14 protein-coding genes are annotated in these 13,821 nt (G+C 71.6%); 9 read left to right on the top strand and 5 right to left on the bottom strand.

The window, feature by feature from the left end:
* Window positions 1-131 precede the first annotated feature (131 nt).
* From GA0070619_RS06840 to GA0070619_RS06825, 4 genes are all read left to right on the top strand, one after another.
* The gene (locus tag GA0070619_RS06840; protein WP_088947280.1) at window positions 132-1,052 is read left to right on the top strand and encodes a proteasome assembly chaperone family protein; all 921 of its coding nucleotides are present in this window, start codon (window positions 132-134) and stop codon (window positions 1,050-1,052) included.
* Window positions 1,053-1,089: 37 nt separating this feature from the next.
* Window positions 1,090-1,887, top strand: a complete 798-nt coding sequence (locus GA0070619_RS06835) for an exodeoxyribonuclease III (protein ID WP_088951605.1) — start codon at window positions 1,090-1,092, stop codon at window positions 1,885-1,887.
* Window positions 1,888-1,904: 17 nt separating this feature from the next.
* Window positions 1,905-2,222, top strand: a complete 318-nt coding sequence (locus tag GA0070619_RS06830; protein WP_088947279.1) for an antibiotic biosynthesis monooxygenase family protein — start codon at window positions 1,905-1,907, stop codon at window positions 2,220-2,222.
* A gap of 177 nt (window positions 2,223-2,399) precedes the next feature.
* The gene (locus GA0070619_RS06825) at window positions 2,400-3,275 is read left to right on the top strand and encodes an alpha/beta fold hydrolase (RefSeq protein ID WP_088947278.1); all 876 of its coding nucleotides are present in this window, start codon (window positions 2,400-2,402) and stop codon (window positions 3,273-3,275) included.
* A gap of 81 nt (window positions 3,276-3,356) precedes the next feature.
* On the opposite strand, the gene GA0070619_RS06820 is transcribed toward GA0070619_RS06825, so the two are convergent.
* Both GA0070619_RS06820 and GA0070619_RS06815 read right to left on the bottom strand, forming a co-directional pair.
* On the bottom strand, window positions 3,357-4,022 hold the full coding sequence (locus GA0070619_RS06820) for a class F sortase (RefSeq protein ID WP_231927311.1): 666 nt from the start codon (window positions 4,020-4,022) through the stop codon (window positions 3,357-3,359).
* Window positions 4,023-4,365: 343 nt separating this feature from the next.
* Entirely contained in the window at window positions 4,366-4,995 is a 630-nt protein-coding gene (locus tag GA0070619_RS06815) for a hypothetical protein (protein WP_088947276.1), read from the bottom strand.
* Window positions 4,996-5,125: 130 nt separating this feature from the next.
* Between GA0070619_RS06815 and trmB the strand changes: the two genes are divergently transcribed.
* Both trmB and GA0070619_RS06805 read left to right on the top strand, forming a co-directional pair.
* Entirely contained in the window at window positions 5,126-5,833 is a 708-nt protein-coding gene (gene trmB / locus GA0070619_RS06810) for a tRNA (guanosine(46)-N7)-methyltransferase TrmB (RefSeq protein WP_406085032.1), read from the top strand.
* Between the two features lie 103 nt (window positions 5,834-5,936).
* Window positions 5,937-8,450 carry a DEAD/DEAH box helicase gene (locus tag GA0070619_RS06805; protein WP_088947274.1) on the top strand — a complete coding sequence of 838 codons (2,514 nt, stop codon included), beginning with the start codon at window positions 5,937-5,939 and terminating at the stop codon, window positions 8,448-8,450.
* 9 nt (window positions 8,451-8,459) lie between these two features.
* Here GA0070619_RS06805 and GA0070619_RS06800 read toward each other — a convergent pair whose 3' ends face one another.
* On the bottom strand, window positions 8,460-9,179 hold the full coding sequence (locus GA0070619_RS06800) for an MBL fold metallo-hydrolase (RefSeq protein ID WP_088947273.1): 720 nt from the start codon (window positions 9,177-9,179) through the stop codon (window positions 8,460-8,462).
* A gap of 113 nt (window positions 9,180-9,292) precedes the next feature.
* Here GA0070619_RS06800 and GA0070619_RS06795 point away from each other — a divergent pair, with 113 nt between their 5' ends.
* The 3 genes from GA0070619_RS06795 to GA0070619_RS06785 all read left to right on the top strand — a co-directional run bounded on the left by GA0070619_RS06795 (window position 9,293) and on the right by GA0070619_RS06785 (window position 11,762).
* On the top strand, window positions 9,293-9,871 hold the full coding sequence (locus GA0070619_RS06795; RefSeq protein WP_088947272.1) for a TetR/AcrR family transcriptional regulator: 579 nt from the start codon (window positions 9,293-9,295) through the stop codon (window positions 9,869-9,871).
* A 125-nt stretch (window positions 9,872-9,996) separates the two neighbouring features.
* On the top strand, window positions 9,997-10,641 hold the full coding sequence (locus tag GA0070619_RS06790) for a hypothetical protein (protein ID WP_088947271.1): 645 nt from the start codon (window positions 9,997-9,999) through the stop codon (window positions 10,639-10,641).
* A 227-nt stretch (window positions 10,642-10,868) separates the two neighbouring features.
* Entirely contained in the window at window positions 10,869-11,762 is an 894-nt protein-coding gene (locus GA0070619_RS06785; RefSeq protein ID WP_157743925.1) for a hypothetical protein, read from the top strand.
* 188 nt (window positions 11,763-11,950) lie between these two features.
* On the opposite strand, the gene GA0070619_RS06780 is transcribed toward GA0070619_RS06785, so the two are convergent.
* Both GA0070619_RS06780 and GA0070619_RS06775 read right to left on the bottom strand, forming a co-directional pair.
* Window positions 11,951-12,898 (bottom strand): ABC transporter substrate-binding protein, encoded by a 948-nt coding sequence (locus GA0070619_RS06780; RefSeq protein ID WP_088947269.1) that lies wholly within the window; start codon window positions 12,896-12,898, stop codon window positions 11,951-11,953.
* The gene (locus GA0070619_RS06775; protein ID WP_088947268.1) at window positions 12,898-13,821 is read right to left on the bottom strand and encodes an ABC transporter ATP-binding protein; all 924 of its coding nucleotides are present in this window, start codon (window positions 13,819-13,821) and stop codon (window positions 12,898-12,900) included. Before GA0070619_RS06775 ends, GA0070619_RS06780 begins: the two co-directional genes overlap by 1 nt.

Raw genomic sequence — 13,821 nt, 5'->3', positions numbered from 1 at the left:
CGATCACTCCCACCCCCCGGGCGGCGGATCGCCCGAAGCAGGAATGCACCAGGATGGCGGGTACGTTGCCCGAACGGGTGCCCTCCGTCGCGTCGGCACTCCGCAGGCACATTTCAGGGAGGTCCGCACCGGTGCTCGACCCACACGAGCTCTACCAGCTCACCGACGATCTGCCCGACCTCGGGCAACCGGTCCTCATCCAGGCCCTCACCGGGTTCGTGGACGCCGGCAACGCCAGCCGGCTGGCGCGCGAGCAGCTGCTCACCTCGCTGGAGGGTCGGCCGATCGCCACCTTCGACGTCGACCAGCTCTTCGACTACCGGTCCCGACGACCGGTGATGACCTTCGTCGAGGACCACTGGGAGAGCATCGACGCTCCCAAGCTGGAGCTGCACCTGCTGCACGACGACGACGAAACGCCGTTCCTGCTGCTCACCGGCCCCGAGCCGGACCTGCAGTGGGAGCGGTTCGTGGCCGCCGTCGCGGGCCTCGCCGCCCGGTTGGACGTCCGGCTCACCGTCGGGCTCAACTCGATCCCGATGGCGGTGCCGCACACCCGGCCGACCGGCGTGACCGCGCACGCCACCCGCCCCGAGCTGATCGCCGGCTACGAGCCCTGGCTGCAACGCGTCCAGGTGCCCGGCAGCGTCGGCCACCTGCTGGAGTTCCGGCTCGGCCAGCAGGGCCGGGACGCGCTTGGCTTCGCCGCCCACGTGCCGCACTACGTGGCGCAGACCGAGTACCCGGCCGCCGCCGAGGTGCTGCTCACCTCGGTGTCCCGCAGCACCGGCCTGCTGCTGCCCGGTGACGGGCTGCGCTCGGCCGCCGAGGTGGTCCGGGTGGAGATCGACCGGCAGGTCGCCCAGACCGACGACGCCGCCGCCCTGGTCCAGGCCCTGGAGGAGCAGTACGACGCGTTCGCCCGGGGTCGGGGCGAGAAGAACCTGCTCGCCCAGGACGCCGGACCGCTGCCCACTGCCGACGAACTCGGCGCGGAACTGGAGCGGTTCCTGGCCGAACAGACCCGTCCCGGCGACACCCCGGGTAGCTGACCGGGCGTCGCGGGGGCGAATGCGGCAGGCTGGGGGCATGCGTTTGGCGACCTGGAACGTCAACTCGGTGAAGGCCCGCCTGCCCCGACTGCTGGAGTGGCTGGCCGACACCGGCCCCGACGTCGTCTGCCTGCAGGAAACCAAGTGCCCGGACGGCGCCTTCCCCGCACCCGAGGTGGGCGAGCTCGGCTACACCGTGGCCAGCCACAGCGACGGCCGGTGGAACGGGGTCGCCATCCTGTCCCGGGTCGGGCTCGACGACGTCCGGGTCGGGTTCGCCGGTGAGCCCGGCTTTCCCGACCCGGAGGCCCGGGCCATCTCCGCCACGTGCGACGGGGTGCGGGTCTGGTCGGTGTACGTGCCCAACGGCCGGACGCCGGACGACCCGCACTACGCGTACAAGTTGGCCTGGTTCGCGGCACTGCGCGACGCGCTGGCCGCGGAGCTGGCCGGCGGGCTCCCGCTGGCGGTCTGCGGCGACTTCAACGTCGCCCCGACCGACGCCGACGTCTGGGACCCGGCGGTCTTCACCCACTCCACGCACGTCACCCCGGCCGAGCGGGCGGCCCTCGCCGCGCTGCGTGACCTCGGCCTCAGCGATGTCGTGCCCACCCCGATGAAGGGACCACACCCCTTCACCTACTGGGACTACCGGGCCGGGATGTTCCACCAGAACAAGGGCATGAGAATCGACCTGGTGTACGCGTCCGCACCGTTCGCACGAGCGGTCCGCTCGGCGTACGTGGACCGCGAGGCCCGCAAGGGCAAGGGCCCGTCGGACCACGCGCCGATCGTGGTCGACGCGGACCTGGTCCCGGTGGTCGAGGCGTTCTGAGTGGCTAGGGTGGGCAGATGGCAGTCGTGAAGATCAACGCAATCGAGGTCCCACCCGGCGGCGGCGCGGAGTTGGAGAAGCGGTTCGCCGCCCGAGCCGGCGCGGTGGAGAACTCCCCCGGCTTCCTCGGCTTCGAGCTGCTCCGGCCGGTCGCCGGCGAGACCCGCTACTTCGTCTACACCCGGTGGGAGACTGAGGAGGCCTATCAGGCCTGGGCCGCCGGCCCGTCCCGCGCCGCCCACGCCGCCGCGCCCGGCGAGAAGCCACGTCCTCCGGTCGCGACCGGCGCCAGCCTTCTGGAGTTCGAGGTGGCCCTGCACGTCCCGCAGCCCTAGGCGGCACGCCCTCAGCGTCGGGGATCACCCGCCGGAGCCAGTGGCAGGAATCCGTTTGAGTCGGACTTTACCGCTGATAACGTCGAAGCGGCCCAAGCGGTAGCCGGCCATCGGTCGCCCTGTCCTGACGAGCCGTCGGCACGGGTGGTCCCACGAGGTTGCGGGGGAATTCCGGCCATGTTCGAGGGATTCGACGAGTTCGACGTCGACACGACCGCCGCGACGATCCACGGACGTCGCGGCGGGAGTGGGCCTCCGGTCCTGCTCCTGCACGGCATCCCCGAGACGCATCTCATGTGGCATCGGATCGCTCCACGGCTCGCCGAGAACTTCACCGTCGTCGCCACCGACCTGCGCGGCTGGGGCGACAGCGGCACCCCGCCGAGCACCGCGGATCACGAGCCGTACGGCATGCGAGCCATCGCCCGCGACCAGATCGAGGTGATGCGGAGCCTCGGCCACGAGCAGTTCCGGCTCGTCGGCCACGATCGCGGTGCCCGCTGCGCGTACCGTCTTGCGCTGGACGAGCCGGACGCCGTCACGCGGCTGGCGGTCATGGACGTCGTTCCCATCGGCGATGTCTACAACCGCGCCGACAAGGCGTTCAGCCTCTCCTACTGGGTCTGGTCCTTCCTGGCGGCACCGGCGCCGGTGCCCGAGCAGTTCATCGACGCGGCGCCCGCCGTGCTCGTCGACTTCATGCTCGACACCTGGCCCGAGGTGAAGGACTCCTTCCCGGCCGAGGTGCGGGCGGCGTACGTCAGGCAGTTCAGCGATCCCGCCCGGGTCCACGCGATCTGCGAGGAGTTCCGCGCGGCCGCGACGCTGGACTACCAGCAGGACGAGGCGGACCGCGGAAACCGCAAGATCGCCTGCCCGGTGCTGTTTCTCTGGAGCCAACGCGGTCAGGTCGCGAAGCTCTACGACGATCCGCTCGCGATCTGGCGGGAGTGGGCCGACGACGTACGAGGCGAGCCCGTCCCGGTCGGGCACTTCATCCCGGAGGAGGCCCCCGAGGAGACCACGCGCCAACTCCTGGACTTCCTGCGCTGAGCCTCGGGCACGCCAGTCGGGCGAACCGCGGTCCGCGGCGGACGGGCGGGCGTCGGCGCGCGACAGAAGGGCGTCGTCGGATCAGGACTTGCGGGAGGACTGCAGGGTGGCGAAGGCGATGACGTTGTCGGCGTAGCCGGTGCGTCCGCCGATGAACTGCCCGCCGCAGGTGATCAGCCGCAGGCCGGGTGGCCCGTCGTGACCGTAGATCCGTTCGGCGGGCAGTTGGTCCTTTGGGAAGTGCTCGACGGTGTCGACCCGGAACACCACCACCGACTCGTCCGCCCGGGCCACCTCGATCAGGTCGCCGGGGTGCAGCTTGCCCAGGTCGTAGAAGACCGACGGGCCGGTCTTGGTGTCCACGTGCCCGACGATCACCGCCGGGCCGGACTCGCCGGGTGTGGGCCCGCGGTCGTACCAGCCGGTCTCGTTGTGGCGTTCCAGAGGCGGTACGGCGATCGAGCCGTCCCGTGCCTGCCCGACGGGTGCCACCGGCGCGGCCACCTTGATCGCCGGGACCGTCAGGCGCACCGGGCGGCTGGCCGCCAACCCGACCGACTCACTACGGGCCGGCTGGTCGCCGCCGGCAGGGGCGAAGTCGAACGGGCCGACCGAGCGGCCCAGCCCTGCCCCGGTGGCGAAGACCCCGGCCAGCACCAGCACCACGGCCAGCGGCACGGACCAGGGGCTACGACCGGGAGGACGGCTGCGCCGAGGAGTGACGGCGGTCGGCGGGCGAGCAGCCACCGCCGGGCGGTCGACAACCAGCGGGCGGTCGTCCCGCGGTAGGCGGTCGTCCTCCGGCCACGGGTCGTCCAGCGGTAGGCGGTCGTCTTCCGGCCAGCGATCGTCCCGGGAGCGGCGAGCACCGGGCGACGGACGCGCACCCGGCGACGGACCGGCACCCGAAGACTGGCCGACACCGGGCGACGGACGCCCACCAGGAGACGGGCGCCCACCGGGAGACGGGCGCGGACCGGGAGACGGGCGCGGACCGGGAGACGGGCGCGGACCGGACGGCGAGCCGGAAGCGCCGGGCTGGCGGGGACCGGCCGGCGGCGACGGGGGGCGGAAGATCGCCATGGCAGGCTCAGCGCCGCGTAGCGCCGTGGACCGGGCGCGGCCGGCGCAGCGCCGTCACGGCGAGGATCAGGCCGGTGATGGTCAGCGCCGCGCCGCCGGGCAGCAGCAGCTTGCCGGTCATCCCGCCGGCGCCCCCGCCGAAGCCGGTGGCCGGGCCGCGACTGGGCTGGGACGGCACCTTCTTGACCACCTGGAGCATGGTCGAGGCAGTTTCGCCGTCGCGGCACTCCAACTTGACCCGGTAGTTGCCGGGGCGAGTGCGATCGCGCACCATCGGCGCGGCGGTCAGCACCCCGCGCTGCGGCTGCACACCGACCGCGCCGAAGGCGTCGGAGACGACTGTCGCGCCCACCGAGTTGTCCCGACAACTGGCGCGGATGCCGACCAGGTAGCCGGGCTGCACCGTGCTGGGGCTCACCTCGACGAAGATGTCCACCGGCGATGGCTGGGACGTGCCACCCGGCGGGCCTTCGGGCTGCGGCGCGGGAGCGGCGAGCACCCGAGCAACGGGCGCAGGAGCGGCGGGCACCGAGGCGACCGGTGCCGGAGCGGCGAGCGCGGGAGCGGCGGCCAGCAGGGGCCCGACGAGCACGGCCAGCACCGACAGGGTCACGCCGCCACGGGTCACTGTCACGATGCCCCCTCTCGACGCCGCGCGGCCGTGTCGGGCAGCGGAGCACCCGACCTGCCGTACCAGTTGGATCCTCTCATTTCCGGTCGCACATCACACCCGATCCGTCGACGGCGTCGCGTACGCTCGGGTCGCTGTGACCGCCACCGACCATGACCCCGCCGTCCCGCCCACGAGCCGGACGATCCGCACGTTCCACCCCCGTCGGGGTCGGATGAGCGACCGGCAGACCGATGCGCTGGGCCGGCTCTGGCCCGCGTACGGCCTGGATGTGCCGGACGGACCGGTCGTGCCCGTCGACCTGGCCGACCTGTTCGGTCGCCGGGCGCCGGTGGTGCTGGAGATCGGCTCGGGCATGGGCGACAGCACCGCCGCGATGGCTGCCGCCGACCCGGATCGAGATTATCTGGCGGTCGAGGTGCACACGCCGGGAATCGCCAACCTGCTCGACCTGGTGGAGCGCGGTGGCCTGCGCAACGTACGGGTGGCGGAGGGCGACGCGTTGTCCCTGGTCAACGGCTTGCCCGAGGGCGTGCTGGACGCCGTACACATCTTCTTCCCCGACCCGTGGCCGAAGACCCGCCACCACAAGCGGCGGATCATCCAGCCGGCGCACGTGGCGCTGCTGCGGTCCCGACTGCGGCCCGGCGGCACGCTGCACTGCGCGACCGACTGGGCCGAGTACGCCGAGTCGATGCGGGAGACCCTGGAGGCGGACCCGGGGTTGGTGGACACGTACGGCGGCTTCGCGCCGCGTCCGGCGCACCGGCCGGTGACGAAGTTCGAGCGGCGGGCGATCACGGCCGGCCGGCCGGTCGCCGACCTGATCTACCGCCGACGGTGACGCGCCGGCCCGGACCGGCGGCCCGGACCCGCCGCCCCGAACGGAGGTCCGGCGGACACCGGGTTGGCGTAGCGGGGCATGATCCAGGCACCATGGACAGGCTATGACGCTCACCGCCGCGCTTCCGAGAAGCGCCGACCCCGACACCCTCTTCGACTCGTTCGCCGGTTGGGCGAAGGAGCGCGGCCTCGACCTCTACCCCCATCAGGAGGAGGCGGTCATCGAGATCGTCTCCGGCGCCAACCTGATCATGAACACGCCGACCGGCTCAGGTAAGAGCCTGGTGGCCATCGCCGCGCACTTCGCGGCGCTCGCCGACAGCCGGACGACCTTCTACACCGCGCCGATCAAGGCGCTGGTGTCGGAGAAGTTCTTCGCGCTCTGCGAGGTCTTCGGCGCCGAGAACGTCGGCATGCTCACCGGCGACGCCAGCGTCAACGCCGATGCCCCGATCATCTGCTGCACGGCGGAGATCCTGGCGAACCTGGCGCTGCGCGAGGGTGTGAAGGCCGACGTCGGCCAGGTGGTCATGGACGAGTTCCACTTCTACGCCGAGCCCGACCGGGGTTGGGCGTGGCAGGTGCCGATCATCGAGCTGCCGCAGGCCCAGTTCATCCTGATGTCCGCCACTCTGGGGGACACCACCCGGTTCGTCGACGACCTGACGCGGCGCACCGGGCGGCCGACCGCCGTCGTGCGCTCGGCGGAGCGGCCGGTCCCGCTCATCTTCTCGTACGCGATGACGCCGCTGCACGAGACGCTTGAGGAGCTGCTGGAGACCAAGCAGGCCCCGGTCTACGTGGTGCACTTCACCCAGGCCGCCGCACTGGAACGCGCCCAGGCGCTGACCAGCGTCAACGTCTGCACCCGCGCCGAGAAGGACATGATCGCCGAGGCGATCGGTGGTTTCCGGTTCACCGCCGGCTTCGGCAAGACGCTCTCCCGGCTGGTTCGGCACGGCATCGGCGTCCACCACGCCGGCATGCTGCCGAAGTACCGCCGACTGGTGGAGACCCTCGCCCAGGCCGGCCTGCTCAAGGTCATCTGCGGCACCGACACCCTCGGCGTCGGCATCAACGTGCCGATCCGCACCGTGCTGTTCACCGGCCTGTCGAAGTACGACGGGGTCCGTACCCGGCTGCTCAAGAACCGGGAGTTCCACCAGATCGCCGGGCGGGCGGGCCGGGCCGGCTACGACACCATCGGCCGGGTGGTGGTGCAAGCTCCCGAGCACGTCATCGACAACGAGAAGGCCCTGGCCAAGGCCGGCGACGACCCGAAGAAGCGGCGCAAGGTGGTCCGCAAGAAGCCGCCCGAGGGCTCGATCGGCTGGGGCCAGCCCACCTTCGACCGGCTGGTCGACGCCGAGCCGGAGCCGCTGACCTCCAGCTTCCAGGTCAGCCACTCGATGCTGCTCAACGTCATCGGCCGGCCCGGGGACGCGTTCACCGCGATGCGGCACCTGCTCACCGACAATCACGAGGAGCCCGCCGCCCAGCGCCGGCACATCCGCCGGGCCATCGCGATCTACCGGGCGCTGCGCGCCGGTGGGGTGGTCGAGGAGCTGCCCGAGCCGGACGAGACCGGCCGGCGGATCCGGCTCACCGTCGACCTCCAGCTCGACTTCGCCCTCAACCAGCCGCTCTCGCCTCTGGCCCTGGCCACGATCGAGCTGCTCGACGCCGAGTCCCCGTCGTACGCGCTCGACGTGCTGAGCGTGGTCGAGTCCATCCTCGACGACCCCCGGCAGATCCTGTCCGCGCAGCAGTTCAAGGCGCGCGGCGAGGCGGTCGCCGCGATGAAGGCAGAGGGCATCGAGTACGAGGCCCGCCTCGAACTGCTCGACGAGGTGACCCACCCGAAGCCCCTCGCGGAGCTGCTGGAAGCCGCGTACGAGATGTACCGGCAGGGGCACCCCTGGGTCGCCGACCACCAGCTCTCCCCCAAGGCCGTCGTCCGCGACATGTACGAGCGGGCCATGACCTTCACCGAGTACGTGCAGTTCTACGGGCTGACCCGCTCGGAAGGCCTGGTCCTGCGCTACCTGGCCGACGCGTACAAGACGTTGCGGCAGACCGTGCCCGAGGACGCCAAGACCGAGGAGCTGATCGACCTCATCGAGTGGTTGGGCGAGCTGGTCCGCCAGGTCGACTCCAGCCTGATCGACGAGTGGGAGCGGCTGCGCAACCCGTCCGACGTGGCCGAGGTGGCCCTGGCGCACGCCGCGCTGACCGACCGACCGCCAGCGGTGACCCGCAACGCGCGGGCGTTCCGGGTGCTGGTGCGCAACGCGCTGTTCCGCCGCGTCGAGCTGGCCGCGCTGCGCCGCTGGGACCTGCTCGCCGAGTTGGACGCCGAGGACGGCTGGGACTACGACGCGTGGGCCGACGCGCTCGCGCCGTACTTCGAGGAGTACGACTCGATCGGCGTCGGGCCGGACGCCCGGGGGCCGGCACTGCTCATGATCGAGCAGGGCCGGGAGCGGTGGACCGTCCGGCAGAGCTTCGACGACCCCAACGGCGACCACGACTGGGGCATCAGCGCCGAGATCGACCTGGTGGCCTCCGACGAGGTCGGCGCCGCGGTCGTCCGGATCACGGACGTCGGCCAGCTCTGACGCCCACCATCACCCGGCCTGGGCGGCAGCCTTGATCCGGCGCACCGCCTCGACGGCACCCTCGTTCCAGGGGGTGCCGTGGCCGGGGAGGATCCACGTCGCCCGCAGGTCCTCGATGCGGGCCAGCGAGGCGAGCGCCAGGGCCGGGTCGTCGGTGAACGGCGCCGGCTGCGGGCCCGACCGGCCGGTCAGCACGTGTCGGGTGGTGAGCGCGTCGCCGACGAACACGGCGTCGGCGATCGGCACGTGCACGGCGATGCTGCCCGGCGAGTGGCCGGGCATCCCGATGACGCGCGGAGCGCCGGGCAGGTCGAGCACCTGACCGTCCCGCACGGTGATCACCTCGCTGAGGTACGTCGTGCGCAGCCCACCCTTGCGGCCCGCGTACATCAGGAAGCTGGCCACGGCACCCACCTTGAAGGTCCCGAAGGGCGCCTTGGACTTGACCTCGCCGCGGGCTCGGGCGGCGTCCGCCTCGTGCACGTAGACCGGTACGCCGTGGTCGCGCCGGAGCCGCTCGGCGAAGCCGATGTGGTCGGTGTCGCCGTGGGTGAGGATCAGACCTCGGACGTCGGCGAGCGAGCGACCCATGGCGGACAACTCCGCCAGCAGCTCCGGCCAGTGACCGGAGAGGCCGGCGTCCACGACGGTCACGCCCTCGTCGGTCTCGACGAGGTACGCGGCGACGATGTCGTTGCCGATGCGGTGCAGGTGCGGCCCGAGCTTCATGACTTTCCTCCGAGGTGATGTCGTTCCCTGATAGCTACGATACATAGCCATGATGCCTAAGGGCCATAGCTATGATGGGTGACGAACGTCGCCCACCCCGGAAGGAACACCGCATGCCGACTCCCGACCGGACGTCCCTCGCCGACATCGTCGCGGCCGCCCGCCAGATCCTGGAGTCCGAAGGGCTTCCCGGCCTGACCATGCAGGCGGTCGCCCAGCGGGTCGGCGTCCGCGCCCCCTCGCTGTACAAACGGGTCCGCAACCGTGACGACCTCATCCGGCTCGTCACCGAATCAGCCGTGCACGACCTCGGCGAGCAGCTCGGCGCCGTAGCCGGCAGCGGCGATCCGGGCCGAGACCTCGCCGAGCTGGCCCACGCCTTCCGCGCGTTCGCCCACGCCCAACCCGCGGGCTACCACCTGATCTTCGCCACCGGCCCCGCGGACACCAGGCCCAGCCTCGACATCCTCACCCGGGCGAGCGCCCCCGCCCTGCGCCTCGCCGCGGAACTCGCCGGGCCCGAGCACGCCCTGTCGGCCGCGCGCATGTTCACCGCCTGGGCGAACGGCTTCATCAGCATGGAACTGGCGGGTGCCTTCAACCTTGGTGGCGACCTCGACGAGGCCTTCGCGTTCGGGATCGACCGCCTGACCGCCGCCCTGACCACCCTGGACACACCCCGCGCCGAGTGAGGGCCGGCCGGCAGCGCGGGTCCTCCGGAAACCGCACATCTCCGGACCCCGGATTCGCTGGGCGATGTCAGACCCGTCGATTAGAATGTATGTACTAATCGAGTTCCTGACCTGGGAGGACGCTCGTGACAGTGCCCGCCTCCACGCCCCTCACCCCCTACGCCACACTGCTCGGTTTCACCCGCTACGTCGACCGCACCGGCCCCACCAAGGCGACCTTCGTGGGCGGGCTGCGCAAGCAGCGCGCCAGCAGGTCCGGCTTCAACCCGCACGGCCAGTTCGTCAAGGCGCTCAAGGCCGACATCGCCTTCCACACCGGTGGCACGCACCTGACCGGCGTGGTCGATGTGGTCAAGCCACGCTGGCGCCCGCTCTACCAGGCGCTCGTCCCCGGCGCCACGGCCTGGCTGCACTCCCTCGGCGATCCGGCAGCCGTCGACCTCGCCCAGACACGTGATGCCCTGGCGATGCTGGGTGACCTACCGGTCAAGATCAACCCCCACTTCGGCGTACGCCACGCCGACGGCCGCGCCGAAGCGGTCCGGCTGCACTTCGACGAGGCCCCACCGAGTGAGGAATCGGTGCTCGCCACCCTGCACCTGATGGCCCGACACATGGACGCGGTCCTCCCCCACGCAGAGCCGATCCTGGTCGACATCCGTCGCGGCCAGGCCCACCGCATGCCCAGTGACGCCAAGCCCGACCAGATCGAGCGCTGGCTGTCCGGCGAAGCCGCCGCGTTCCGCGCCATCTGGTCCACCGCCGCCTAACCCCATCCCACCCCCACCCCCACCCCCACCCCCCAACCCCCCAACCCCCCAACCCGCCCGCCGCGCTCTATCCGCCCAAGATCCGCGCAACTTCGGGGATGCTGCTGTCTCACGTCGTGAGGAGGCAGCAAGAACAGCGAAGTTGCGCGGATCTTGGCGTTCAGGACCTGGTCGGGGGTTATCCACAGGGGCTGCAGGCGCACACCTCTGCCGGTCAAGGTGTCGTCATGCCTGTTTCCCCACGACGGCCTGCGAGCCTCCAAGGGCGCGTCTTTCGCGGCTCCCGTGTCGTTGCCCAAGGCCTGCTCACCCGAACGGAGCTGCGCAGCAGGGCATGGCGCCCACTGTTCCGGGACGTCTACGCGGATGCCCGACTGGAGGTCACCCATCGCACTCGTTGCGCCGCCGCGGTGCGCTGGGTGCTGCCACCGGGTGTGGTGATCGCTGGTCGCAGTGCGGCGGCGCTCTACGGCGCGGCATCGGTTGCCGACCACGAGCCCCTCGACGTGCTCGTGCCCGCCGCTCTGCGGTTCGGTCCCGTCTCGGGGCTCGTCGTGCACGCCAGCGAGATCGCCGCGACCGACATCGCGATACGTCAGGGCATTCCGCTGACCACGCCGACTCGCACATGTTGGGACCTGGCCCAGTGGCTGCCGACCGAGGAGGCTGTCGCCATCGTGGACCGCCTCGCCAGCCAACGGCTGGTGGTGATCCCTGAGCTTCGCACAGGCTCCCGGTCGAGAGCCGGCAACCGAGGCTGGAGACGGATGATGCGGGTAGCTGAGCTGGCCGACGCCGGCGCCGAATCAGCCCCGGAGTCACGGCTGCGGGTGCGGATCGTGCTCGCCGGGGTGCAGGCACCCGTGACCCAGTTCGTCGTCGAGCGAGACGGCAGGTTCGTGGCCCGCCTCGATCTTGCGTGGCCACATCTCAAGGTCGCCGTCGAGTACGACGGCTTGTGGCACGACGATCCCGAGCAGTTCCACCGGGACCGCCGCCGCCTCAACCGCCTGCTCGGCGAGGACTGGATCGTCCTGCACGTCACCGCGAAACGGTTCCGCGAGGACTTCGACGGCTTCCTCGCCGAACTCCGTCAAGCCCTCCGGTCCCGCTCCCGCTGACCCCGCCCCAGAACCAGACCCCCACCCACACCCCACACCCACACACGCCAAGATCCGCGCAGTTTCAGGGATCTTGCTGTCTCACCAGGTCGTGAGGCAGCACTTTCACCGAAGTTGCGCGGATCTTGGGGTGGGCGCGCGCGGAGCGCGGGGCTTGCGGTGCGCGGTGCGCGGGCGCTGAGGGGTTGTCAGGCGGCGGGGAGGTACTTGGTCAGGTCGTCGAGGATCTTGTTGGCGGCACCGACGCCGATGCCCGTCATCCAGACCTCGTCGGAGACGGGGTACGCCTTGCCGGCCTTGACGGCGTTGAGGCCCTTCCAGAGGGTCCCGCCCGCGACCTTGGTCTGCTCGGCGGCGGCCTTGTCGCCGTACGCGGTCACGAAGATGACGTCACCGTCGACCTCGTTGACCCGCTCGGGGCTGACCAGGTCGAAGCGCTTGTCCTCCTTGTTGGCGAGCAACTGCCGCTCGGGGCGGCCCAGACCGGTGTCGCCGATGACGATGCCGGAGAACGAGTCCGGGCCGTACACCCGGATGTTGCCGGGCAGGAACCGCACGATCGACACCTTGCGGTAGGCGGCGTCGCCGAGGGTCGCACCGAAGTCCTTGGCCCGCTTCTCGTACGCGCCGAGCAGGTCCTTGGCCTGCTGCTCGCGGCCGAGCGCCTTGCCGTCCAGGAGGAAGTTCTCCTTCCAGGCGATGCCCACCTTGTCGGTGAACACGGTCGGCGCGATGGCGGCCAGCTCGTCGTAGAACTTCTCCTGGCGGAACTTGCTGCCGAGGATGAGGTCCGGCTTCAGGGCGTTGATGGCCTCCAGGTCGGGTTCGGTGAGCACCCCGACCTCCTTGATGCCGGCGAGCTTGTCCGCGCCGAAGTAGGTCGGCCAGCTCTTGGCTTCGCCGGCCGTGGCGGCGCCGACGGGCGTGACGCCCAGCGAGAGCGCGGTGTCGATCTTGTCGGTGTCGAGCACGACGACGCGCTTGGGCTCGGCCGGGACCTTGGTGGTGCCCATGACGTGGGTGATCTCCCGGGTCTCCCCGGTGGTGGAGCCGGCGACCGGGTCGCTCTCACCGCAGGCGGTGAGTCCGACGCCGAGGGCGACGGCCGCGGCGAGAGCGGCGACGAGACGACGCATCAGAGTCCTTTCGAAGGGTGCGAACCGGCGAGCGGGGTGGCCGCGTCGCCGGTGGTGGGTCGGGCGTCCGGTACGGACGCCGTCGACGAATCAGGGTCTCCCGCACCAGCGGACGCGACGGCACCGCCAGCGGACGCGGCGGAGTTGCCGCCGGTGTACGCGGGCACCACCAGCGGCGCGCCGGTCACCGGGCAGGGCACGACCACGCAGGCCAGCCCGAAGACGTCGCGGACCAGGTCGGCGGTGAGGATCTCCCGGGGCGGCCCGGCGGCCACCACGGCACCGGCGCGCATCGCGACCAGGTGGTCGGCGTAGCGGGCGGCCTGGTTCAGGTCGTGCAGCACGGCGACCACGGTGCGGCCCCGCTCGACGCGTAGCCGGTGCAGGAGGTCCAGCACCTCCACCTGGTGGGCCAGGTCGAGGAAGGTGGTCGGCTCGTCCAGCAGCAGGGCGTCGGTGTCCTGGGCGAGCGTCATGGCGATCCACACCCGCTGCCGCTGACCGCCGGAGAGGCTGTCCACCGGCCGGTCGGCCAGGTCGGTCACGTCGGCCAGGGTCATCGCCTGGTCGACGGCCGCGCCGTCCTCCGGCGACCACTGCCGCCACCAACGCTGGTAGGGCTGCCGGCCGCGCCCGACCAGGTCAGCCACTGTGACGCCCTCGGGCACCAGTGGGCTCTGCGGCAGGACGCCGAGGCGGCGGGCCACCTCCCGGGTCGGCAGGTCGCGGATCGCGGTGCCGTCCAGCAGCACCGTGCCCCGGCGCGGGGTGAGCAGCCGGGCCATGGTGCGCAGCAGGGTGGACTTGCCGCACGCGTTCGGGCCGACGATCACGGTGAACGCGTCGGTGGGCAGGTCCAGGTCGAGCCCGTCGAGCACGGTCCGCTCGTCGTAGCCGGCGACCAGGTCGCGGGTGGAGAGCAT

It is taken from the genome of Micromonospora zamorensis (assembly GCF_900090275.1).
In the GTDB taxonomy this organism is placed as follows: Bacteria; Actinomycetota; Actinomycetes; order Mycobacteriales; family Micromonosporaceae; genus Micromonospora; species Micromonospora zamorensis.
This window is presented reverse-complemented; position numbering and strand designations above follow the sequence as displayed.